Source organism: Glutamicibacter sp. AOP38-B1-38, from assembly GCF_052377485.1.
Taxonomy (GTDB): Bacteria; Actinomycetota; Actinomycetes; order Actinomycetales; family Micrococcaceae; genus Glutamicibacter.
In genome coordinates this window covers 42,302-65,483 of the sequence record NZ_JBQSWU010000022.1, presented here as the reverse complement: position 1 = coordinate 65,483, position 23,182 = coordinate 42,302, and the positions used below count along the sequence as shown (strand labels likewise).

The 23,182-nt window shown below is 61.5% G+C and carries 19 protein-coding genes; 10 read left to right on the top strand and 9 right to left on the bottom strand.

Translation table 11 applies throughout. The annotated features are described in order from the left end of the window. Nucleotides 1-5: 5 nt before the first annotated feature. From hutG to ACT3TP_RS13500, 3 genes are all read right to left on the bottom strand, one after another. Nucleotides 6-944 carry a formimidoylglutamase gene (gene hutG / locus ACT3TP_RS13510; protein WP_096285486.1) on the bottom strand — a complete coding sequence of 313 codons (939 nt, stop codon included), beginning with the start codon at nt 942-944 and terminating at the stop codon, nt 6-8. Between the two features lie 827 nt (nt 945-1,771). Further along, a complete protein-coding gene (locus ACT3TP_RS13505; protein ID WP_444620787.1) occupies nt 1,772-2,410 on the bottom strand; it encodes a hypothetical protein in 639 nt (212 codons plus the stop codon). A 48-nt stretch (nt 2,411-2,458) separates the two neighbouring features. Further along, complete coding sequence (locus ACT3TP_RS13500; RefSeq protein WP_096285492.1) at nt 2,459-2,749, bottom strand: hypothetical protein; 291 nt, start codon at nt 2,747-2,749, stop codon at nt 2,459-2,461. A gap of 487 nt (nt 2,750-3,236) precedes the next feature. Between ACT3TP_RS13500 and ACT3TP_RS13495 the strand changes: the two genes are divergently transcribed. The 4 genes from ACT3TP_RS13495 to ACT3TP_RS13480 all read left to right on the top strand — a co-directional run bounded on the left by ACT3TP_RS13495 (nt 3,237) and on the right by ACT3TP_RS13480 (nt 10,762). Then, a complete protein-coding gene (locus ACT3TP_RS13495; protein WP_444620786.1) occupies nt 3,237-7,901 on the top strand; it encodes an ATP-dependent helicase in 4,665 nt (1,554 codons plus the stop codon). A 21-nt stretch (nt 7,902-7,922) separates the two neighbouring features. Beyond that, the gene (locus ACT3TP_RS13490) at nt 7,923-8,738 is read left to right on the top strand and encodes a DNA-formamidopyrimidine glycosylase family protein (RefSeq protein WP_096285496.1); all 816 of its coding nucleotides are present in this window, start codon (nt 7,923-7,925) and stop codon (nt 8,736-8,738) included. An 11-nt stretch (nt 8,739-8,749) separates the two neighbouring features. Then, nucleotides 8,750-9,757, top strand: a complete 1,008-nt coding sequence (locus ACT3TP_RS13485) for a pseudouridine synthase (RefSeq protein WP_096286003.1) — start codon at nt 8,750-8,752, stop codon at nt 9,755-9,757. Nucleotides 9,758-9,862: 105 nt separating this feature from the next. Continuing rightward, entirely contained in the window at nt 9,863-10,762 is a 900-nt protein-coding gene (locus ACT3TP_RS13480; RefSeq protein ID WP_096285498.1) for a hypothetical protein, read from the top strand. On the opposite strand, the gene ACT3TP_RS13475 is transcribed toward ACT3TP_RS13480, so the two are convergent. Together ACT3TP_RS13475 and ACT3TP_RS13470 are read right to left on the bottom strand one after the other, a co-directional pair. Then, on the bottom strand, nt 10,759-11,535 hold the full coding sequence (locus tag ACT3TP_RS13475; RefSeq protein WP_096285500.1) for an SDR family NAD(P)-dependent oxidoreductase: 777 nt from the start codon (nt 11,533-11,535) through the stop codon (nt 10,759-10,761). The genes ACT3TP_RS13480 and ACT3TP_RS13475 overlap by 4 nt on opposite strands. A 133-nt stretch (nt 11,536-11,668) precedes the next feature. Then, the gene (locus ACT3TP_RS13470; RefSeq protein ID WP_096285503.1) at nt 11,669-13,117 is read right to left on the bottom strand and encodes an MDR family MFS transporter; all 1,449 of its coding nucleotides are present in this window, start codon (nt 13,115-13,117) and stop codon (nt 11,669-11,671) included. Nucleotides 13,118-13,302: 185 nt separating this feature from the next. Between ACT3TP_RS13470 and ACT3TP_RS13465 the strand changes: the two genes are divergently transcribed. Then, nucleotides 13,303-13,842, top strand: coding sequence for an NUDIX hydrolase family protein (locus tag ACT3TP_RS13465; protein WP_096285505.1), 540 nt, complete (start codon nt 13,303-13,305; stop codon nt 13,840-13,842). A gap of 8 nt (nt 13,843-13,850) precedes the next feature. Here the strand turns inward: ACT3TP_RS13465 and ACT3TP_RS13460 are convergent, their stop codons facing one another. Beyond that, nucleotides 13,851-14,939: an FUSC family protein gene (locus tag ACT3TP_RS13460; protein WP_444620785.1), complete on the bottom strand. Its 1,089-nt coding sequence runs from the start codon at nt 14,937-14,939 to the stop codon at nt 13,851-13,853. A gap of 134 nt (nt 14,940-15,073) precedes the next feature. Here ACT3TP_RS13460 and tgt point away from each other — a divergent pair, with 134 nt between their 5' ends. Next, the gene (gene tgt / locus ACT3TP_RS13455) at nt 15,074-16,366 is read left to right on the top strand and encodes a tRNA guanosine(34) transglycosylase Tgt (protein WP_444620784.1); all 1,293 of its coding nucleotides are present in this window, start codon (nt 15,074-15,076) and stop codon (nt 16,364-16,366) included. An 83-nt stretch (nt 16,367-16,449) separates the two neighbouring features. Here the strand turns inward: tgt and ACT3TP_RS13450 are convergent, their stop codons facing one another. The 3 genes from ACT3TP_RS13450 to ACT3TP_RS13440 all read right to left on the bottom strand — a co-directional run bounded on the left by ACT3TP_RS13450 (nt 16,450) and on the right by ACT3TP_RS13440 (nt 19,508). After that, nucleotides 16,450-18,057 carry a DUF6297 family protein gene (locus ACT3TP_RS13450; RefSeq protein ID WP_096285511.1) on the bottom strand — a complete coding sequence of 536 codons (1,608 nt, stop codon included), beginning with the start codon at nt 18,055-18,057 and terminating at the stop codon, nt 16,450-16,452. Beyond that, nucleotides 18,047-18,733 carry an ABC transporter ATP-binding protein gene (locus ACT3TP_RS13445; RefSeq protein ID WP_096285513.1) on the bottom strand — a complete coding sequence of 229 codons (687 nt, stop codon included), beginning with the start codon at nt 18,731-18,733 and terminating at the stop codon, nt 18,047-18,049. The genes ACT3TP_RS13450 and ACT3TP_RS13445 overlap by 11 nt, the downstream gene beginning before the upstream one ends. Before the next feature lie 64 nt (nt 18,734-18,797). Further along, nucleotides 18,798-19,508, bottom strand: a complete 711-nt coding sequence (locus tag ACT3TP_RS13440; RefSeq protein ID WP_096285515.1) for a queuosine precursor transporter — start codon at nt 19,506-19,508, stop codon at nt 18,798-18,800. A 340-nt stretch (nt 19,509-19,848) separates the two neighbouring features. On the opposite strand from ACT3TP_RS13440, the gene ACT3TP_RS13435 reads away from it, so the two are divergent. The 4 genes from ACT3TP_RS13435 (at nt 19,849) to ACT3TP_RS13420 (ending at nt 23,081) form a co-directional block, all read left to right on the top strand. After that, nucleotides 19,849-20,595 carry a TetR/AcrR family transcriptional regulator gene (locus ACT3TP_RS13435; RefSeq protein ID WP_096285517.1) on the top strand — a complete coding sequence of 249 codons (747 nt, stop codon included), beginning with the start codon at nt 19,849-19,851 and terminating at the stop codon, nt 20,593-20,595. A gap of 196 nt (nt 20,596-20,791) precedes the next feature. Continuing rightward, complete coding sequence (locus tag ACT3TP_RS13430; protein WP_444620783.1) at nt 20,792-21,394, top strand: hypothetical protein; 603 nt, start codon at nt 20,792-20,794, stop codon at nt 21,392-21,394. 36 nt (nt 21,395-21,430) lie between these two features. Continuing rightward, a complete protein-coding gene (locus tag ACT3TP_RS13425; protein ID WP_096285521.1) occupies nt 21,431-22,255 on the top strand; it encodes a hydroxymethylpyrimidine/phosphomethylpyrimidine kinase in 825 nt (274 codons plus the stop codon). A 337-nt stretch (nt 22,256-22,592) separates the two neighbouring features. Beyond that, a complete protein-coding gene (locus tag ACT3TP_RS13420) occupies nt 22,593-23,081 on the top strand; it encodes an FBP domain-containing protein (protein ID WP_444620782.1) in 489 nt (162 codons plus the stop codon). Nucleotides 23,082-23,182: the final 101 nt, after the last annotated feature.

The window sequence follows — 23,182 nt, the reverse complement described above, 5'->3', positions numbered from 1 at the left end:
AGCTTTTAGCCTTTGCTCATGATGAGGTCGTGGACCAGGCGGGCACCGGTGCGGGCGGTGCGCTGGTCGATGTCGAAGTCGGGATTCAATTCGGCGATGTCCGCGTGAAGCAGCTTGCCGCTGGCCGCCGCCGCCAGCACGATGGCACGCACTACCTCCAGGCCTATGCCGTAGCCGGCCGGCGCGCTCACCCCCGGCGCCACGGACGCGGGCAAGGCGTCCAGATCGATGGTCAGGTACAGGTGGTCCACCGTGCCGGCGAAGCCGGTTACAAATTCCCGCACCGCGTCCAGATTGCCCAGATGGCATTCAGTGTCGAGCAGCACCTGCACACCGAGGTCCTGCGCGCGGTCGAAGAGCAGCTTGGTGTTGGACGCCTCGGAAATGCCCACCGCGGCGTAGCGGAATTGACGGCCTGCGGCCGCCTCGGCCGCGGCGATCTGCGCAAACCCGGTGCCCGAGGTAGCCGCCTGCGCGACGCGCAAATCGAAGTGCGCGTCGATATTCAGGCAGCCCAGGCTCCACGGACCGGCGGCACCCAGAGCCTTGGCGATGCCGGCATAGGACGCGAAGGTGATCTCGTGTCCGCCGCCCAGCCCCACGGTGAATTGGCCGTCGCGCAGCAGGCCGGCCAGCGCTTCCGCGAATTCTTCCTGGCCCGCTTCAAGCTCTTGGCCTTCGACCACCACGTCGCCGGCGTCGAAGAGCGTGGCCGGTTCCTGGACAGAGATGGAAGACAACGCCGCGCGCAGCGCCGCGGGGCCGGTCTTGGCCCCGGTGCGGCCCTGGTTGCGGCGCACGCCCTCGTCGCTGGCGAAGCCCAGCAGCGCGGCACCGGCTCCCGCGCCTGCCTGCCACGGCTTGATGCTGTTGTGCCAGCGTGCGTTCTGCACCCCGGGACCGTCATCGCGTCCGGACCAGGGTCCGGCTCCATTCCAGGTCATCTTGTTCCTTCGCTCAGCTTGGCCGCGGGGTCGCGGATACGTTCGGTCAGTTCGGCTTTGCGGAGCTGCCTCTTTCACTCGGCTCGGCCCTTGCACTTGATCAGCAGCAAATTCTCGGCCAGAGAAAATTCTAGGGAACTAATTCGAACCGCCAATTTGCCTGCCTGTTGCCGGTGCCGAAGGCAGAACGACAGTTAAAGTGCCGAAACATGGGGGCAGCAGGGTGATGGGCACTACAAGGTGGAGCGATTCAGCTCTCATTCCAAGCACTCGAATGTGCCAAGAATCACCGATTTTTGGCCGGAATCGGCGGCCCGCAACACGGAAACCCGACAAAAGCTCAGCCGACCGCATTCTTTAACGTTCAAATATTCGATTGGATTCGACCGCTCGAAGCGGCTCGACGTGAGCCTCAAATTCGATGGCTAGGGCCAAACGAGTTGGCGCAGCAAGCCGCGTTTGCGACTGGGTGTCAGGTCAACCGCCGGCCGGGCAGCAGAGGATGGCAGAGCGAATAGCGCCCCTGGCAGCAGCGCAATTCAGTTCGGCTTTGGAGGCCGCAAGGCCTCGCTTAGTCGGTTCGCACCCCTAAGATCGAAGATCTGAGTGAGATTCTTTCCCGGTTCGGGCGAGACCCTCGCAGCCTTCCTCTGGGCGCTGGAGCGGCTCCAGCGGCACGACAGCTCTTTTCGCGAGCTGTCCAGGGCGGTTGGCCTGAGGACTAACGCTGCACTTAAGGCAGTCAAGGCAAAAGCCTGGAGCACCATGAGCATAGGTGTTCCAGGCTTTTGTTCAGTGGTAGGGAAGAAATTTTTACCCTAAGTGGTTTATAGGTATTCCCAAATAATGCCGCCGGCACAGCTGATCGCTCCCAACACACCAAGGCGACGAATGACGAACTTTGCAGCGTTTTTAGGAGTAGCTAGTTCTTGAAGGAACAGCTCAAAAGTTGCAGCACCATGCGAGCCAACACCCAGACAAGCGGTGATTATTCGCTTGACTTCAGGATGAAGCCAACCGGCTGGTTGGGCAATTGTGGAAGAAACAAGGTTTTGAGTATTGGAATAGGCAGGAGCGACTTCCTCAATGATCGTGCCTTTAGCGCTCAGGGTTACGATCCGTCCAGAATCGAAATAACGCATAGCTTTGACATTTACTCCGAAAGCCGGTTCGCCCGCGGCGATCCGCGACTTGTTGATAACCACGAGTGTTGCCGTATCAAATTCTTCCGTGATTCCGGGACCTAGATTATCGCCGAGCTTGCTAGCTTTCGGGGCCTCAATATTTGTCGTAGGGCAATCTTCGAACCGGTTTGAAGTCAGATCGAGCACCACCGACTTGGGCTGCCCGACAGCGACTGAAGGTACGTTAGGGCTTTCAGCCGCAAGAGCACTGCTTGGTGCTGCTACTAGAAGAGTTCCTACGAGAACCCCCGAGCAAAGCATCACAACGCGCTTTTTAAACATCGACACACATTCTCCAAAATATAAACAAAAGGACGTTGCCTTATCTATTTACTGCTCGTCTTCGTTTCGCGCGGGCCCTTCTTTAGCACGCAGCAGTGAGCGTTCAGATACCACGGTAGAAAACAAGAGCAGTCCCGTTGCAAACATGCCGGGGATATATTTGGTGAAGTCTTTTGGTTGCACTTCTGCGAGCAACCATGACGTTACAAAAAAGACAGCTATCGCCAGAACTAGGGAAACTGAAAAGTAGATTACCCGTTTTTTCTTGTTTGCACCCTGCCAGATGGGCAATGTTCCATCATCTGCGTCATCCTTGGTTAGTCCAAAAAATTTCAGCATTTTTCTCCTGCGTTGCCTGTAGCCTAAACCGAGGGGTACCGTGCCCTCTAAGGGAAAGCTCACCGAACAGAAGACCTGCTTACTCCTGACGATTTGCTATATTGAGCATAGTCAATGCCGAAATACTTGTAAATCATACTTAAGTACGGGGTGTCGAAATTTTCAGAACGAACCGGACACCACAGAGATAAGTTGAGCCTAGAGACGGTGCTGAGTTGCTTAGCATCATCGGTAAACGAGAGCTAAATGCCTGCCCTACTGATTCAGGACGTGGCGCCACGCCTAAAGTGGAACCGAAGTTTCTTCGGTCCTGCTTTATTACTTCTCCCAACAGCGAAGAAACGCAACCTAATATGTCGAAGCTGAGCATGTGCGTCACGCTATGGGGCAGACAGAGTGAATAGCGCCCCTGGCAGCAGCCCGATTCAGTTCAATTCGGATACCAGAAGGCCTCGCTTAGTCGGTTCGCACCCCTAAGATCGAAGATATGAGTGAGATTCTTTCCCGGTTCGGTGCCGCGACCCGCCAGTGGTTCACTGACGTGTTCACCGAACCAACCGCGGCCCAGCAAGGCGCCTGGGATTCGATCTCCAGCGGGCACCATACGCTGGTGATCGCCCCCACCGGTTCGGGCAAGACCCTCGCAGCCTTCCTCTGGGCGCTGGACCGGCTCCATCAGGCCGAAATCCCCAAACCGGCCCTTCCGGGTCTCGAGCCGGAGAAGACCCAAGGCTCGGGCAGCGGCACCAAGGTGCTCTACATATCCCCGTTGAAGGCGCTGGGCGTGGACGTCGAACGCAACCTGCGCTCCCCACTAGCCGGAATCCGCGCCACCGCCCATCAACTGGGCATCTCCCAGCCCTCGGTTTCGGTGGGCGTGCGCTCGGGAGACACTGCCCCCAATGTGCGCCGTCAGCTACTGAAGAACCCGCCGGATATCCTGATCACCACGCCCGAATCCCTGTACCTCATGTTGACCAGCCAGGCGAGGCAAACCCTGGCCACGGTGCACACCATCATCATCGATGAGGTCCACGCCATCGCCAGTTCCAAACGCGGCACCCATCTGGCGTTGTCCCTTGAACGCCTCGATGCACTGCTGCCCGCCCCGGCCCAACGCATTGGGCTGTCGGCCACCGTGGAACCTGCCGAAGAGGTAGCCCGCTTCCTGGCCGGTTCGGCCCCGGCAAATATTGTGCGTCCCATTTCCACCAAGAAATGGGAACTGGCGGTGCGAGTCCCGGTAGAGGATATGACCGATCTGCCCTCGGCGGCGGGCGCCCACGATTTGGGCCCCGGATCTTCGCCAACGGCCGGCGCAAGCATCTGGCCGCATGTGGAAAACCAGCTGGTGGATCTGGTCTTGGCGAACCACTCGACGATCATCTTCGCCAACTCGCGTCGGCTGGCCGAAAGGCTCACCGGGCGGCTGAACGAAATCTACGCCGAACGCGAAGGCTTCGCCGCCGAGAATACCGCAAGCTCCAGCCCGGCGGCGATGATGGCCCAAGCCGGATCCAGCGCGCCCAGCGACCCGCAGGCGCCGCTTTTGGCCCGGGCGCACCACGGTTCGGTCTCCAAGGATTCCCGCGCCCAAATCGAAGAGGATTTGAAGCTCGGCCGCCTGCGCGCGGTCGTCGCCACCAGCTCCTTGGAACTCGGTATCGATATGGGACTCGTTGACCTGGTCATCCAGGTGGAGTCCCCCAATTCGGTGTCTTCCGGGCTGCAGCGGGTAGGCCGCGCGGGGCACCAGGTCGGTTCGGTGTCCAAAGGCATTTTCTTCCCGAAGCACCGCGCGGACCTGCTCTCCACCGCCTTGGTGGTCACGCGGATGCGCGCGGGCGCCATCGAGAAGATGTCCATCCCCGCCAACCCGCTGGATGTGCTCGCCCAGCAAACCCTGGCAGCGGTGGCGATGGAGGAGCTGAGCGTTGAGGCCTGGTTCGATACCGTCCGCCGGGCGGCTCCCTACCAGAAGCTTCCGCGCAGCGTATACCTGGCCACCTTGGATATGCTCTCGGGCAAGTACCCCTCCGATGAGTTCGCCACGCTCAAACCCAGGCTCATCTGGGACCGCGACGCCGGTACCCTCACCGCCCGCCCCGGTGCGCAACGCCTTGCGGTGATTTCGGGCGGAACCATCCCGGACCGGGGCCTCTTCGGGGTATTTCTGGCAGGGTCCGAGGATGACAAGGCGCCCAAGCGCGTGGGTGAGCTCGACGAGGAAATGGTCTACGAGTCCCGCGTCGGGGATGTCTTTGCGCTCGGTGCCACCAGCTGGCGCATCGAGAACATCACCCACGACCGGGTGCTGGTCACCCCCGCCTTCGGGCAGCCGGGCAAATTGCCTTTCTGGCACGGAGACGGGCTGGGACGCCCCGTTGAGCTCGGCGCCGAATTAGGAAAATTCACTACCGGTCTGCTCGCCGAGGAACGCGGCAGCGCCGCGGCAAGGCTAGAGTCCGGAGGCCTGGATCCCTACGCTGCGCAGAACCTGCTGAACTATCTGGGCGAGCAGCGCCGCGCCACCGGCCAGGTGCCCAACCACCAGAACTTCGTGATCGAAAGATTCCACGACGAGCTCGGCGACTGGCGGGTGATCCTGCATTCTCCCTTCGGGCTTTCGGTCCATGCCCCGTGGGCCTTGGCCATCGGGGCCCGGGTGCGTGAACGCTGGGGGTTGGATGCCTCCGCGATGGCCGCGGACGACGGGATCGTGCTGCGCATCCCCGCGATGGACGACGAACCTCCCGGAGCCGAGCTCTTTGCCTTCGAAGCCGATGAAATCCTCGACGTGGTCACCTCGCAGGTAGCCAACTCGGCGCTGTTCGCCGCCCGCTTCCGCGAGTGCGCCGCCCGTGCGCTGCTGCTGCCGCGGATCAACCCGACCAAGCGCACCCCGCTGTGGCAGCAGCGCCAGCGGGCGAGCCAGCTGCTGGATGTGGCACGCAACTACCCGGACTTCCCGATTATCTTGGAGACCGTGCGCGAGTGCCTGAATGATGTTTATGACCTGCCGGCGCTGAGCGAAATCCTCTCCCAGGTCTCCTCGCGGGCCATCCGCCTGGTTGAAGTGCAGACAGAGCTTCCTTCCCCGTTCGCGCAATCCTTGCTCTTTGGCTATGTGGCCCAATTCCTCTACGAGTCGGATGCTCCGTTGGCCGAGCGCCGGGCCGCGGCGCTGAGCCTGGACCCGGTGCTGCTGGGCGAATTGCTTGGCCGCAACGATGTGCGCGAGGTCCTCGACGCCCAAGTGATCGCGCAGCTCGGTGAGCAACTGCAGCATCTGGCGGAGAACCGCCGGTTCGCCGGCTTGGAGGGCGCCGCGGATCTGCTGCGTTTGCTCGGCCCGCTCACCGCACCGGAACTTGCCCGGCGCCTGCGCCACCCGGAGAACGAAGCTGAACAGCTCGATGAGCCGGCCGCCCGAGCGCACGCCGAAGCGCTGGTCGCGACCCGCCGCGCCTTCACGCTGCGCTTGGGTGGCGAGCTGAGCTATGCGGCCATCGAAGACGCCGCAAAGCTTCGCGACGCCTTGGGCACGCCCTTGCCCACCGGGATCCCGGCAGCGTTTCTGGAACCCGCAGCGCAACCGGTCGAAGACCTCGTCTCGCGCTACGCACGCACGCACACGCCATTCACCGCCACCGAGCTGGCAGCCACGCTGGGCCTGGGAGTTGCCCTGCTGCGTCCGGTGCTGGACAGGCTGGTTGCCGCCGGACGGTTGTCGCTCGGCGCCTTCCGACCGCTGGAACTGGTCCCGGAAGGCATTTCCGGAGACGAGTTCAGCGACGTGTCGGTCCTGCGCACCATCCGCACCCGGTCCCTGGCGGCCTTGCGCGCCGAGGTGGAACCCGTCGACCAGGCCACCTACGCGCGGTTCCTGCCGGCCTGGCAACAGGTCGCTTCCCAGCTGTTGGGCAGCGACGGGCTCTACGAGGTGATCGGCCAGCTGGCCGGTTCCGAGCTGCCCGCCTCCGCCCTCGAATCCTTCATCCTCCCGGCCCGGCTGCGCGATTACCAGAGCGCCTGGCTCGACGAACTGACCAGTTCCGGCGACGTGCTGATCTGCGGCGCGGGCGCCGCCGGCGGCAAGGATGGTTGGCTCTCCTTGCACACCACCGAACATGCCGGACTGACCCTCTCCGGCGGGGACCCCAGCGACCTGACCGCACTGGATCTGAAGGTACTCGATTCTTTCCAAAGCACCGGCGCCTACTTCACCGAGGAGCTCGCCGCGCGCATCGAGTCGGAGGACGAGACTCCGCCGACGACCCAGGAAGTCACCGACTCCTGCTGGAACCTGTTCTGGGCGGGGCTTATTTCGCCTGACACCCTCGCCCCGGTGCGCGGCTACCTTGCCGGCGGCAGCACCGCGCACAAGATCGCCAAACCGGCTCCGCGAGCCCGCGCCGCCCGGCTGAACAGGCTTTCGGGCCTGAACCGCTTGGCCCGCGAGCAAGCAGGGCAGTCTGCCCGCTCCATTCGCGGCGGGGCCAGATGGTCCCTGCTCCCGGTCCCGGTCAGCGACCCGACTATCACCGCGCATGCCACCGCCGAGGTATTGCTCGAACGCTACGGGGTGCTCACCCGTGGCTCGGTCGCCGCCGAATCCGTCCCCGGAGGTTTCGGCCAGCTCTACCGGGTCCTGACCAAGTTGGAGGAAGCCGGCCACGCCCGCCGCGGCTACTTTGTTGAAAAGCTCGGCGCCGCCCAATTCTCCACCTCCAACACCATCGACCGGTTGCGCGGCTTCTCCTTGCCCGAGGACCCACGCCGCAAACCAGCCGCAACCGTGCTGGCCTCGACCGATCCAGCCAATCCCTACGGCGCGGCACTGCCCTGGCCGGTCGGCGACACCGGGCACCGCCCGGGGCGCAAGGCAGGAGCCGTGGTCGGCCTGCTCGACGGATCGCTGAGCCTCTACCTTGAACGCGGTGGCCGCACGGTCCTGACCTTCGGGGAGCACGAAGAAGCGGCCTGGCAGCTCCTCGCCACCGAATTGGTGGCGGTCTTGCGGGCCGCGAAGATCGACAAGATCGCCATCGCAACGGTTAATGGCCAAGCCGTCAGTTCCAACCCGCTGGCGGCACCGCTGCTCACGGCGGGATTCTATTCAACTCCGCAGGGCATCCGGTTCCGCCGGTAGTCGACAAAACGAAGGAGTCCCATGCCCGAAGGCGATTCGGTATACCGTGCCACCGCACGGCTGCACCAGGCGTTGGCCGGCCAGCGGCTGATCCGCAGCGACTTCCGGGTGCCTCAGCTGGCCACCACCGACCTGGCGGGTTACACCGTTCACGAGGTTCGGCCGCGCGGCAAGCACCTGCTGATGCGCTTGAGCCCACCCGAAGGCAGCGGCCAGGCACCGTTGACCTTGCATTCCCATTTGCTGATGGATGGCCGGTGGGACCTCTACGCGCCGGCGGAACGCTGGAAGCGTCCGGCGCATACCGCCCGTGTAACCCTGCATACCGTTCCCTGGACGGCCGTCGGGTTTGATATCGCCCAGCTCCAGCTGGTGCCCACCGCCGAGGAGCAGGGGCTGGTCGGCCACCTCGGACCGGACCTGCTTGGGGACAACTGGGATCCCGAGCTTGCCGCCCGGAACCTGCTCGCCGATCCCGAGCGGGTCATCGGAGAGGCGCTGCTGGACCAGCGCCTGTTGGCCGGAATCGGCAACATCTACCGCTGCGAGGTGCTGTTCCTCACCAGGGTTCATCCGCTGGCCCCCGTGGGCGAGGTCGAGAACCTGCCCGCAGTCATCTCGATGTCCCATCGTCTCCTGCAGCTAAATAAGGACCGCGGCCGCCGTGTCACCACCGGGGATCCACGCACCAGAGAGCCGTTATGGGTCTACGGCCGCGCCGCGAAGCCCTGCCTGCGCTGCGGGAGGAGCGTGGCGGTATTCAAGCTTGCCGGGCAGAAAACCGGGATGGAACGAGACTGCTATTACTGCCCGAATTGCCAGGCAATGAAAGAATAGGTCCCATGGCAATGCTCTCCCCACTCCCGGTTCGCAATGGCGTCAACGCAACACGCTTGCGTGTGCCGAAAAACGGACCGTGGGAAACCGTGGCCGAGTACCTGCTCGAACGCTTCGGGCACGTGGATCCGCAAGGGCTCATGCGCCGCTTCGAAGAGCAGGAAATCGTGGGCCTGGGCGGGGTGCCGCTCAGCGCCAGCACCACCCTGGGCGAGCATGAATTCATTTGGTACTACCGCTCCTTGCCCGTTGAGACACCCATCCCCTTCGAAGCAAAAATACTGCATCAGGATGAGCACCTGATCGCCGTGGACAAACCGCATTTCTTGCCCTCCACCCCGGGCGGCCGTTTCATTCAAGAATCCGCGCTGGTGCGACTTCGCAACCAGACCGGCAACCCCGAGCTGGTTCCCATGCACCGCTTGGACCGCGCCACCGCAGGTGTCATCCTCTTCGCGGCGAACCCGCAGACCCGTGGCGCCTATCAGATGCTTTTCGAGAATCGAAAGATCTCCAAGAAATACCAGGCGGTCGTGGCCCTGCAACCGGGCGACGGATTGGAAACCGGGCGCGTGCTCGAAGCCAATGGGGAACACCCCAACGTACGGACCACCGAAGAACTGCATGGTTTGCTGCAGAGCATGCCGTTGGTCTTCGAAAACCGGATGGCCAAGGTCAAAGGCCAGTTGCGCTCCACCGTCGAAGACGGGATTCCCAATGCGCAAACGCGGATCTCGCTCGGTGCCCTCGGCATCAGCAAGGGGCATCATGCCGGCCTGCAGGTCGCGCTGATGGAGCTGGATCCGCTGTCGGGTAAAACCCACCAGCTTCGGGTTCACCTTGCCTCGTTGGGGTTGGGCATCATCAACGACGCCTTCTACCCGCGCTTGTGGGATCTGGCACCGGATGATTATTCGCGCCCCCTGCAGCTGCTGGCGCACACGATTTCCTTCATCGACCCGCTAACCGGGCAGCCGCGCAGTTTCAGCTCGCGGCAACGCTTAATCGAGGCGCCTTAGCCTGCGGCTCTTCTAAAATCCGTTGGATTATCCTAGGCTGTTGCACACACCTGGCGGTTACTCATACCGCAGAAGAAGAAGTGCCTACCCAAGGACGGTACCCCGATGGCAGAGCCGCAGCCCACCGAGAATTTACGTTCGCTAGTGGACTCGGCCCAAGAGGCGATCGCCGCGGCATCGCAGAAGCAGAGCCTGCAATTGCCCTACGCAGCCCCGGATCGCCGTCCCAACCCTGTGGTGGAGACCTTCGACAAGGTCCGTGCAGCGCTCTTTGCCCTGGCCGCGGCCCTGCTGCTGGTCACTTCGCTGAACTCCGCCTTGGGGACCAGTTCCAGCACCCAGGGCGGCTTGCTCGATACCTCACCGGTGCTTGCCTTTGTGTGGCCGGCCATCGCGATCATCATGATCGCCAGTGCAGGATACTCGGTACTGCCGCACCAGCTATCTTCACGCAGGCAGCGGGCCATCACCGTCTATGGGTTATCCGCCGTGGCGCTCATGGCCTGCGCGCTGACCTTCACCGCCGGGTTCCTCCACTGGCCAGGAGCCCTGCTGGCCACACTGGCGACCGGTTTCGGGATGTACGGCATGCTCCAAATGAACCGGAACACCGCCCGCAATCACCTCGAACGTATCGCAACCGATTTGCCGGTCAGTTTTTTCACCGGCTTTTCGCTGGTCTTCACCCTGCAGCTGTGGTTTGCCGCGGCCGGCTGGAACCGTCCGGAGCACCTGCTGGCGATCAGCATCGCCACCGTTTTAACAACTCTCCTGGCCGCCGGATTTGCACAGACCGAACGCGGCCGCCACGCCCTGGCAACCGGTTATGGCTTTGGCATGTTCGCCGCCGCCTTTCAGGCCTGGCGGCAGGAGAGCGCACCGCTGTGGTTCGCAGCATTGCTGGTTTTCATGGCAATAATCGTGTTCATCTGCGCCGAAAGCCGGCGGTTCCAGATCAGCCACGCCGAGCATCGCAACCAGCGGGGGTTGCGCGCCGAGGATTAACGCGGTGCCATGCGGATGGCACCGTCCAGTCGGATGGTTTCTCCGTTGAGCATTGGGTTGGAAACAATGTGCGCCACAAGATCAGCATATTCTTCCGGACGTCCCAGCCGTGAAGGGTGCGGTACCTGCGCGCCCAAGGAATCCTGGGCCGCTTGCGGCAGCGAGTCCATCATGGGGGTGTGGAAAATTCCCGGAGCGATGGTCATCACTCGAATCTGGTGCGCCGCCAGCTCGCGGGCCAACGGCAAGGTCATGGCGGCCACGGCGCCTTTGGATGCCGCGTAGGCGGGCTGGCCGATCTGACCGTCAAAGGCTGCCACCGATGCGGTATTGATGATCACTCCCCGCTCGCTGGTGCCCTTCGCATCGAGCACGGCCTCGCTGTGCGCCATCGCTTCGGCGGCGAGACGCACCACGTTGAAGGTGCCGGTGACATTGATTTCGAGGACCTTGGCGAACTTCTCCAGCGGGAGCACTCCCTCGCGGCCGAGCACCTTGCCCGGAGTCGCCACGCCGGCACAGTTCACCACGACGCGCAGATGCCCCAACTCGGAAGCGCGTTGCACCGCAATGGCCACGTCTTCGGCCCGGGTGACATCCGCGGGGACGTAACGGACGTTTGCAGAAATCTGGCCCGCAATTTCGTCTCCGTCTTCACGGGGAAGATCAAGCACCACCACGTGGGTGGCGCTCTGGGCGAGTCTTTGTGCCGTAGCTCGACCCAGACCGGATAGCCCTCCGGTGACTAGCGCGACAGTATCCTGCAGTTCCATCGAATCCCCTTTTTTGGCGTTGTTGACTTGGGATTTAGCCTAACGGCCACGAGAAGATTTGAGAAGAGTTCGCATTTGGGAACGGCAAAACCCCCACAGATTTTCACCTGCGGGGGTTTTGTCCGGTGTCGAATTAGTGCACGGCAGAAGTGCTCTCGGCCTCTTCCGTCACGAGCTGTTTTTTGCCACCCATCAGGAAACCGATGATGAGGATGCCGACGGAGCAGGCGGCTCCCACGAGGAAGCCCGGGGCGAAGCCCTCGACGGCTGCGACTAATTCGTCGGTTCCCTCGGCAAGCTTCGAAGCGGTGGTAGCGGCAACGACGCCAACCACCAATGCGGTGCCCAGGGCGCCGCCGAGCTGCTGCAAGGTGGAGAGCAGGGCGGAACCGTGCGAGTGCAAATGATGCGGCAAGGGGTTCAGCGCGGTGGTGAACGCAGGGGTGAAGATCAACGCCAGGCCCAGGCTCATCGCCAGATGCAACAGGACCAAAAGCCAGATCGGGGTCGTTGAATCCAGAATCATTGCATAGGCAAGCATCACCGCGGTGAGCACCAAGGCACCGGGAACAACCAATGGTCGAGGTCCGACCTTGTCATACAGCCGACCGACGAATGGGGCCAGGATTCCCATTAGCAGGCCGCCGGGCAGCATAATCAGACCCGTAGTCAGCGTCTCCATGCCGAGCACATTGGTGAAGAACATCGGCAGCAAGATGATCACACCGAAGAGCGCCACCATCGCGAACATCATCAGTACCAGTGAAAGGCTGAAATCGCGATAGGTCAGCGGTCGCAGGTCCAGCAGTGCCTTATCTTCACGTTGCAGCCGGCTTTGCAAGACGGCGAACGCCACCAAGCAGAGCAATGCGACGAAGAGAATCCCAAGGTTAAGCGGCGACGCACCGGCTGCCGAGAGGCGGCTGAGGCCGTAGACCAGACCACCGAAACCGGGCACTGCCAGCAGGATCGAAGCGAAGGACAGCGGGGCCTTCGCCTGCCCCGGTTCGTTGCCCAGACGTGGAGTGCCGATGACCAAGGCAAGGATCGCAATCGGAATGATCACGATGAACATGAAGCGCCACGAGAGGTACTGCAGAATCAATCCCGAGAGTGTCGGGCCGATGGCAGGAGCCACCGAGATCACGATCGATACGTTCCCCATAAGCACGCCGCGACGCGATGGTGGGACCAGATCGAGAATCGTGGTCATCAGCAATGGCATCATCACCGCGGTGCCGCAGGCCTGAATGACGCGGGCTACTAGCAGCACTCCGAAGCCGGGGGCCACGGCCGCCAGCGTGGTGCCCAGGGCAAACATGCCCATGGCCAGCAAAAAGACCTTGCGGGTGCTCATCTTCTGCAAGAGGAAGCCGGTCATTGGAATGACGACGGCCATGGTGAGCATAAAGATCGTAGCCAGCCATTGAATAGCGTCGGCGGTGACATTGAATTCGATCATGAGTACGGGCAACGCCACGTTCATGATGGTCTCGTTGAGGATTACCACGAAGCTGGATACGATCAGCACCGCAATCGTGGTGAAGTTCTTTTTGCTCAAGCGCTCTGGGGCGTTCGTCAAGGCTGGACACTGCTTCCGAGAGAAGTTCGAGGAGAAAAATACCGCCAAAATAAGGTGAAACGGTGCAACTAATCCTACAGTTCGGCCTTTTAATGCACCAGAGTGAATAGTTCTGATCGACAGTGAATTACGCAACACAGCGGGAAGTTCACCACGGTCGAGCAAATATGTATGAAGATGGTTCTATGAACGTGCGTACGCCCGACCCTTATCCAGGCTGGCTCAACGAGGAGGACCTCTACGAAGCCCGCCAACGCCTCCCCATGCTCTACGTCGAGGCCATTCCGGTGCGCCTCGATCCGCTCGGCTACGTCAATGAGGTGGGTTTGCTGCTCACCGGCGACGAGACGGGGCATATGCTGCGCACCTTTGTCTCGGGCAGAGTCATGTACCGCGAGACCATCCGTGCCGCCCTGATCCGCCACATTGAGAAGGATCTGGGCACCATGGTCCTCCCCCAGCTCCCGGCGTCTCCGGTCCCCTTCACCGTCGCCGAATACTTCCCATCTCCCAGCGAGACCGGGCTGACCGACGATCGCCAGCATGCCGTGGCGATGTGCTATATCGTTCCGGTGCGTGGTGAATCCACCCCGCGTCAAGACGCGCTCGAACTGACCTGGCTTTCGCCGGCGGAAGCGCTGAGCGAAGACATTCAGGGCGCGTTTGCCGGGGGCCGCGGAAATATTCTCCGTCAGGCATTAGCGCATGTCGGAATAAACATTTAGCCAGGTTGCTATCCGTTTGCCTCGGTGATTCCAAGTCGCCGCCGCATTTGGTTTCCAAACCAGCTGCCGAGCAAGACGCCCAGGATGCCCACCGCGGAACCAATGATCGTTTCGACCACACGGTCGTACATCACCGCGGTGGACAGCCCGGTGATCAGGGTGGTACCCACCAGGGCCAACGGAGTGATGAAGACTTGCGCAAGGAAATAATTGCGCATCACCAGCATCTCGGCCAAGAATTGGAACAGCCCGATGAAGGCAACGAGTATCCACATGGCAGGGTTGATCAGGATCAACACAGCGATGAGCAGCATGCCCGCCAAGGTGCCAAGCACACGGTGCACGCCGCGGCGCACGCGCAACGCGGTGGTGTGCCCGGCGAGCGGAACCACGGCGGCCACCATGGCCCAATAGTTGTGCCCCGCTTCGACCTGGCTGCCAACGATATTCGCCAGGGCACCGGCCACACCGGCGGTCAGCACATAGAACAGGCCCTCCCACCAGATAGCCTTGCGCACGTTATCGGACAACGGCGGCACCGGGGTGCGTTTCCACAAGCTTGACCACTGGCCGAGGGCGCCGCTGGCCCCGATGAACAGCGCCAGCAGGATCGTCGCCGCGGCGGCGAACATTGCTTCGCCAAAGGGCGCAGGCTTGGCGATCGAGGCAATCGCCGCGAAGGCGAAGATGTGGAACAGCGAACCACCCGGACGCAACCGCAAGAACCCGGTGACTACCGAGCAGACTCCGGCGACAAGGGTTGTCGCCCCCACCACCTGCCAGGCCTTGAGTTCCGGATTGCCATGGTCGATCCAGAAGGTCGAAGCCAACAGCGCCAACCCGATCACCACGAAGAACAACAGCCCGGAGCGAGTCTGCATGCGCAAGCGGTTCCAGTAGCCATCCACGCGCCCGTAGACGCCGGTAAAGGCGCCGAAGACCACGAACACCATCAGGTCCAACCGGTCGATCAGGAGCAAGAAGATCAGCGGCGCGAATACGCCAACGGCAGTACGTAGTCCGATCCAGTGGTCTTTTCGAGCAGGTCCGAGGGTTATCAAGGAACGCGCGGACTCCTTAAGATTTTGGAGATTCACTGGATCCTTTCGTCGCATTCGCCACAGTGCAGTTACTTGCATTATTCGCCTTTAACCAAGTCGACCGCTAGGTTTTGGCTCACTTTTGGGTTGTCGTTTTCCTCACCCGGCTACACATACGGCACACTTGGTACGTGTCCGAGAAGAACTTTAACCCCAGCAACCCGCATTCCCGCCAAGCCGAATTCGGCTTCGAGGTAGGCACGCGCCTCACCTCCCCCGAAGGCTCGCCAATGTTGGGCCGCACCGGCGTCATCAATACCCCGCACGGGCAAATCAAAACTCCTGCCTTCATCGCGGTGGGCACCAAAGCCACCGTCAAGGCACTCACCCCGGTTCAGGTAGCGGAGCTTGGCGCCCAAGCGGTGCTAGCCAACGCCTACCACCTCTACCTGCAGCCAGGCGCCGACATCCTCGATGAGGCTGGCGGCCTGGGCAAGTTCATGAGCTGGGAAGGCCCAACCTTCACCGACTCCGGTGGCTTCCAGGTCATGAGCCTCGGCTCGGGCTTCAAGAAGGTCATCGACATGAAGTCGGTGGATCAGTCGGGTCCGGACGACGCGGTAGCCCCGGGCAAGGAACGCCTGGCCAATGTCGACGACGACGGGGTCTGGTTCAAATCCTATCTCGATGGCAGCAAGCACCGCTTCTCGCCGGAAATTTCGATGAATGTACAGCACCAGATCGGTGCAGACATCATGTTCGCCTTCGACGAGCTGACCACCTTGCAGAATTCCCGCGGGTACCAGGTTGAGTCCTTGGAACGCACCCGCTTGTGGGCCCAGCGCTGCATCGCCGAGCACTTCGCACTGACCGATTCACGTGCGGGCAAGGATTACCAGGCCTTGTTCGGCGTCATTCAGGGCGCCCAGTATGAAGACCTTCGGCGCAAGGCCTGCCAGGATCTTGGCGCGATGGCCTTTGACGGTTTCGGCATCGGCGGCGCCTTGGAAAAAGAGAACCTTGGCACCATCGTCGGCTGGTGCTCCGAGGAACTGCCCGAAAACAAGCCACGGCACCTGCTGGGGATTTCCGAGCCGGACGATATCTTCACCGCCATCGAGAACGGCGCCGATACCTTCGACTGCGTCTCCCCCACCCGGGTGGCACGCAATTCCGCGTTCTACACCCCGCACGGACGCTTCAATCTCTCGGGGGCCCGCTACAAACGCGATTTCACCCCGCTGGTCGATGGCTGCTCGTGCTATACCTGCCAGAACTTCACCCGTGCCTACATCCACCACCTGCACAAGTCGAAGGAGCTGCTCAGCCACACGCTCATTTCGATCCACAACGAGCACTTCACCGTTTCCTTGGTGGACTCGGTCCGTGAAGCCATCGAAGACGGCAGCTTCTTTGAGCTGAAGGAGAAGGTCTTGGGCGAGTACTACAACGGCGAACCCGACCCGCAGGGTCTGCGCGCCTAGCGGCGCGGAGCACCAAGAACGGCGGCGGGTTGCCTGCGGTTCAGGCCGAGCACAGGTAGCCCGCCATCGCTCTGCCTCGGCGGCTAACTGATCCTTGCGGGTTGCTGCTCGCCGGCGCGGCGCAGGGCGAGATAGCCGGGGTAGGCGCAGAGCGCGCTCAGCACCCACACTCCCCACGGCACCGGCGACCCCGGCAGCAGAAGCAAGAAGAATATCGGCAGCCCCGAGGCCAGCGCCTGCAGGAAATGCCCAAACTCCTTGAACGCCAACGCACCGGTGTTCAGTTCGTTGGTTGATCCGAGGATCAAGGATTCCCAGTCGCGTTCCCCGCGCGTGGCCCGGCCCCACATCGCTGCCGTGATGCCACAGGCAGCCACCAACAGCCCGGCGCACCAGGGCCAAAGATTCGCACTCGGGATCATTCCCAGCGCGGCCGGCAACGCCGAACAGATGAGCAACCCACCGAGCGCCAAACCCAAGGCGAACCCCAGGGCGGGGCGTACCAGCCGGCTCCGCGGCAACCCCAGCAGCTGGGCTAGACCCGGTTGGCTGGCCAGTGGCCGGTTCATTTGGGAGAGGTTCTCCGTCAGCAGGCATAGTGCAAGCACCAGGAATCCGGTCAGCGCCAGCGGGTTGGCGATGCCGCGGACTCCCAGCGTCAGGGCCAGGGCCGTGAGCACCAGACTCAGCGGTCCGTTCCAATACCGGCCGCGCAGGTAGCGCAGCACCAAGATCTGAAGCACCACCGGCACCCTATGCAGCGAACCGTGGGCCAACCAAGTCCGTGCGTTGCCCGCCGCATTCGGCACCGGCAGGACTCCTCCCAGGTCCATCTGGATCATCGATCCGACCAGTTGGTTCTGTACCCGCCCGGCCTGCCGCATGGAATTCGCGTCCAAGCGCTCGATCCAGCTGAACGCCAACCATGTGGCGGCCGCTGCGAGCACCAGCAACCCGGAGCAGGCAGCGGCCCAGAGGCTAGGTTCAAAGACCAGCTCTCCGAGCCGCCGGTAGGCTCCCTGAAGCCAGCGGTTCCCGAACAGCAGCAGGCTCCAGGAAATGCTCAGGCCCAGCAAGAGCAGTGGCCAGAGCGTCCGGCACACCCGGAGCGCGGCTCTTTGCCGGGCACCGATTTGCGCGAGCGCGGCCAAGGCACCCAGGAGCGCCCCGGATGCTGCGGCGGCAACAATTCCCAGCAGCAGCACTTCTGCGGTGAATCCTCCGGACAGCGCAAAGAGGCACACAAACCACAGGACTCCGACGAAGATATTCGCCAGTGCACCAAGCGCGATGGCGCTGCCGAGAGCACGCTGCCTGATGGCGCTGAGCTTGATGGGCAGCGGCAGCCACCAGCTGGCCTTGTCCGGAGAAAGCCCGCATGGGCCGAGGTAGAGCAGCCCACGAAATACACAGAGCAATAGTGCCGGAATCAGTACGATCGCCAGATCCTGCAGGTTCCAGACCGCGCTTGGCAGATCCAGCGCCGCTATGCCACCGCCCTGCAGGGCAAAGATCACCCCGGAGAGCACGCTGAAGAGATAGGCGAGGGCAATGACCGCCAACAGCACCCAGATATAAGCATCGGAGAATGCGTCGAATCGCGCGGAACGATCCCGCCGCTTCCGCATTCGGGTGATCATTTCCCGTGGGTCGTAGCCGCCCAGTTCGTCGGCTTGTTTGCTAGCGCTCAAGCCACAGCGCCCCGGACTGCGCGTCCACCGTGCGCACCTGGCCGCCGTGCAGCATCAGCGCACTTTCGAGGCAGTCGCGGATCATCAGTGGATCGTGGGTGACCGCAAGGATGCTCACGTAATCCTCCCGCAGCTGGGCCAGCCTGCGGTACAGCCGGACCCTGATCCGCTGGTCGAGGCGTTGTTCAGGTTCGTCGAGGATCAACAGTTTTGCCGGGCGGACCAGCGCCGCGGCTAGGAGCAATTTGCGCCGCTGCCCGGACGATAACTGCCGGGGCTGCTGCTTGGCAACCTGTTGCAGCTCGAAAAACTCGAGTTCTCGGGTGACCGCGCCATTCCAGTCTTGCAACCCATGGCCTCGCGCCACCATTTCAAGGTGTTCTGCCACCGTGAGTTCTTCAAAGAATACGCCGTCGCTCACCTGGACCGCGACGTCCTTGCGGAAGCGTGCCGAGCCTTCGTCGAGGGCTGCACCATGAAAGCTGACCGCACCGGAGATCGCCGGCTGCAAGCCCAGCACCGTGCGGATCAAGCTGGATTTCCCGCTGCCGTTGGCCCCAATGATTCCCAGACCGGCACCGGGCGTCAAAGACAGATTGATCGGTTCGCAAAGGGCCTGACCGGCGTAGCCGATTTCCAAGTGCTCGACTGCCAGCTGCACGTTCCCTATGCTCATCTCTCAACAGTATCTAGTGGCCTGCCGGCGGGGCATCGTCCAAACTGCTGATGGAGTTCGTTTTCTACCGTGCGGCAAGCAGCGCCGCATAGCTAGGTTCGCGCTTCTTGAACCAGCGGATCACCAGCGAGGTGATTGGCACGAAGAGGATCTCCACCGCCGTCTTGTAAACGAACCCGACCACGACATAGTTGATGAAATTCGGCATATCGGTGATTCCGATAACCGGAGCCGCAATGGCGCAGAAGATCAGCGTGTCCAGGAATTCGCCGACACCGCTGGAGCCGATCAGCCGTCCGACGAGCCCGCGTTCCCCGAATCGTTGCTTCATCCGCACCAGCACCCACGAGTTGGCCAGTTGCCCCACCAGAAACCCCAAGCCCGAGGCAACCACGATCTGCCAGATCGGCCCCAAGGTGCGTTCGAGGGCTTCTTGGCCGTCGTAGAATTCTGCCGACGGCAGCTGGATCATAATCCAGAAGGCGAGCACCGCGAAGAAGGCCAGGGCGAAGGTGATGAGAATCGATCGGCGAGCGGCCTTCAGGCCATAGACCTCTGAAATCACATCGCCCATGATGTAGGCCAATGGGAAAAGGAAGAACCCGCCATCGGTGATGAATGGGCCGATGGCCACGCCCTTTGACGCTCCAATATTGGAGAGTATGACGACCGCTCCCATCAGCGCGAGCACTGCGGAGAAGTATGGTGATCCGGCGGCGGCAAAAATTGCTTTTGAAGGCCGCGCGGCTACTGATTTGGCGTTCGTTTCGCCCATGAAAATGTTCCTCGTTAAAAGTGGTTCGCCAAGACTCCGCGTGGACCGACACCCAGGTACCAGCAACTCTTCGCTGATCTGTGGTTATGTGCCGGAGCGCTGTCCCGCTGTATTAGCACTTGCCTTGCCAGTATCCCACGGAGCCATCGCAAACTCACCGTGACCTGCTTCACGGCAACCGGAGTTTGATATCCCTGAAATTTTCAATCAGCTATCTCACCTTGTGTTCTTCAAAATATGAATTTGAGGAACCAAAAATGGCAGTGACTCGGTCCGCACGCTTCGGCGTAATCAGACTTGATTTTTGAACGCGTTCAATACTTGGATACACTTGACCCGTATGGAAATTACTCGCGAGCCGACGCAGCTCAAAGAACCGCGTACCGGCAAGGGACAGCAGACCAAGGCCAAACTGCTTCGCACCGCTCTGGCTGCTTTCGCCGAAGACGGCTACCAGGCGTCAAGCATGCGCGCCATTGCTGCCCGGACCGGAGTTTCCCTGTCGCACGCCTACTATTACTTCAATTCCAAAGAAGACATCGTCCTCGAATTGCTCCTGTCCTTGCGGGCGGAGCAATTTGCACTATGCAATGGCCAACTCGACGACGGCAACACCTTGGAAGCGAATATCCATACGGTCTTCAACGCAAATCTGCAGGTGATGGAGAAGTACCACGATTTCGGGCCGGCATTCTTGAAAGTCTTGCTCTCGCGCGATCCCGAAAACAGCGAACTGGCTCAGCTCGAGATGTCGCTTTGGGAACGCGCGGTCGCTGGCGCGAGGCCGCTTCCTCCGCTAGGTATTCGGCGTGAGCTGCCAAGGTTCCTCTGGCTGCTATCCAGGCAGGTATTCTCCGCTTGGGCCTACGACAGTTCGCCCAATCAGCGACGTTCGCGAGCGCTGATGCGTAGCGTCGCTCCCGTCGTCGGCAAATTTGCAATCCTCTGTCGCCTGCCGGTGGTGCGCTCCCTTTTCGAAGATGTACTCGCCCTGATGGATTCCAGCGGAGACCAAGACGCGGAACGCGGCAGTACCGCCACCGGAACAAGCCGCCAAGCGAACATCACCAAGGCAAAGGCCTCGTAGCAGCTGATCTTGGTGCAAGTTGGAGGATTGCAGTCCCCTCCTCTGTGGAAAAGCTAGACCCGATGGGTCCGTGGCATCGCGGGGCGCAGGTTCCGCTTCATGGTTCCGTGCTCGCCGCCTTTAAGGCGTAAAGTCGAATTTACCGACTTAATTACTTCCGAGATGCTTAGGAGCAAATCTCACGATGAGCGGAACTGTGACTCCCCTGCCGGAGTGGACTGAAGGCTACGCACTCCTACGCGATCGCATCGCCTCATTCCCCGGCCCAGATCAGTTACGCTCGGTCGATCTGAACGGCGACGATCCTGAACTGTTGCGTTATTGGCCCAGAAACGACTGGGTTCCAGCCACCGAATATCGCCGCGTCATACTGCTCGGGGCGCCAAATCCGGCAGTTGCCTCCTCGCTAAGTTCGGCCGGTTGGCATGAAACCGCAACACTGAACCTCCTGGCAGCCAAACCGGAGGACGTAGAGCAGGTCGTCAAGCTGGCCGAGACGTCGACCGTCTTCGAAGCTCCCATGGACAACTACGACGTGGTTGAGGTGGCCGAATTCGATCGCCCGGTAGCGCGCGGACGAATGCATTATGGTTCAACCTTTGGGCTCTTGTCCGACCCGGATCTGTACGCACCAACCAACCCGGATTTGGCGCGGCGGGCAGTACTGGCAAATTTTGCCGGAGCCGCTTACAGCCATGATTTGCCATGGATTCTTCTTGTTGCCGCCGCGGAACATTCCGAAGCGATGACAGAAGGTTGGTCCAAAGCCACTAAAATCAGCATTTGGCAGCAAAGCTAAACACCTATTCAATCCGCACTACCTTCAATTGGGACTATGACTACTACAATCAACACCCCAGGCCCAGCCCTGACCTTGACCATTGCCGGTTCGGAAGCCACCGGAGGCGCCGGAGCGCAGGCAGATTTGAAGACCTTCCAAGAGCTGGGCACCTACGGAATTGTCGCCCTGACCTGTATTGTGTCCTTCGACCCGAAGGCTTCTTGGAATCACCGTTTCGTGCCGGTAGAGCAGCAGGTCATCGCCGACCAGCTCGAAGCCATCCAGACCTGCTACGCGGGCCAGCTAGGCACCGTCAAGCTTGGCATGATGGGATCACCAGCGACGATCAACACCGTTGCCACCGCGCTGAAATCCCAGCAGTGGAACAACGTGCTGCTGGATCCGGTGCTGATCTGCAAAGGCCAGGAGCCAGGGCACGCGCTGGACACCGACGAAGCACTGAAATCGAACCTGCTTCCGCTGGCAAGCTTTGTCACCCCAAATCACTTCGAAGCCGAACAGCTCTCCGGACTGAGCATCAACAGCGAGGATGACCTTGTTGCGGCCGCCAAACAGATCCATGCCATTTCCGGTGCCGCAGTCCTGGCCAAGGGCGGAGTGCGCATTGCCGGCGAAGACGCAATCGACGTCTTCTACGACGGAACCACCCTCGAAGTGCTGCGCGAAAAGAAGATCGGCGAGGTTGCCGTCTCCGGCGCAGGATGCTCGCTCGCTGCAGCGGTGACCGCCGAGCTGGCCAAGGGTGCGACACCGCTGGAAGCGGCGCGCACCGCCAAGGCTTTTGTTACCGAAGGCATCCGCAACCGCGTCGCCGGAAACACCCCCTTCGATGCGCTCTGGCAGGGCGGCCGACGCTAACAGCACTTGCGTCGTAGCCGGCAAAGGCCACATCTGCGGGTGTGGCCTTTGCTATGATTGGAAAATCGCGGCTCCAGCTTGAGTCTGGAGACCATACTGTCAAGTCGTTGCGTGCTCAGGGCACGCGGTAGGGAGGTCGGCTATGCAAGCCACTTTGACGCCTTCCCCGTTCGTCCCCTCGACGGACGGGTAGCTTCCAAACACCGCTCCAACGCCATAGGCGTTGGAGGCGTTTAATTGTGCTGCTCTGCCTGTTTTCCGTTGCTGATGGGACATGCCCTTTCCTTGCAACCCTCTGCGCGCGCCGTGCGCCCGCAGATCTCTTTAAGGACCTGCAATGCAGCCATTGACAGAAAAAACCATTCGCTCCTCCTTCCTCAACGCCAGTCGCAGCGAGACGAAGAAACTGACCTTGCCGGAAAACTACTCGGCGCTGGACTGGGAAAATCTCGAGTACCTTGGGTGGCGCGATCCCAAGATGCCACAGCGCGGTTATCTCATCCACAGCAATCCAGCCGGCCAGATTCGGGCGCTGTTACTTCGCTCGGCCGATGGACTGCGAAAACGCAGCAGCGTCGCCATGTGCGATATCTGCCGGGACGTAAATATCCCTTGCTACGTGAGTATGTTCAGTACCCGCCGGGCAGGGCAACCAGGCCGCGACGGCGATACCTTGGGCACCATGATCTGCGCAAACTTCGAATGCTCGACTAACGTGCGGATTCCCCCGCCAAAGAACCCGATTTATCCGGACCCGATGGTGGTCGTGGCCGAACGGATCAAGTTGCTCGAGGAACGGGTCAACAGCTTCATCGACCGCGTTTAAGGTCTATTCCCATAACTGCTTTCGCAGCTTCGCGGGCGGATGCAACGGGCTCTGCATGAGCACATTGCGTCCGCTCGTTTTGGGCTGAGGCTCCACCAAAG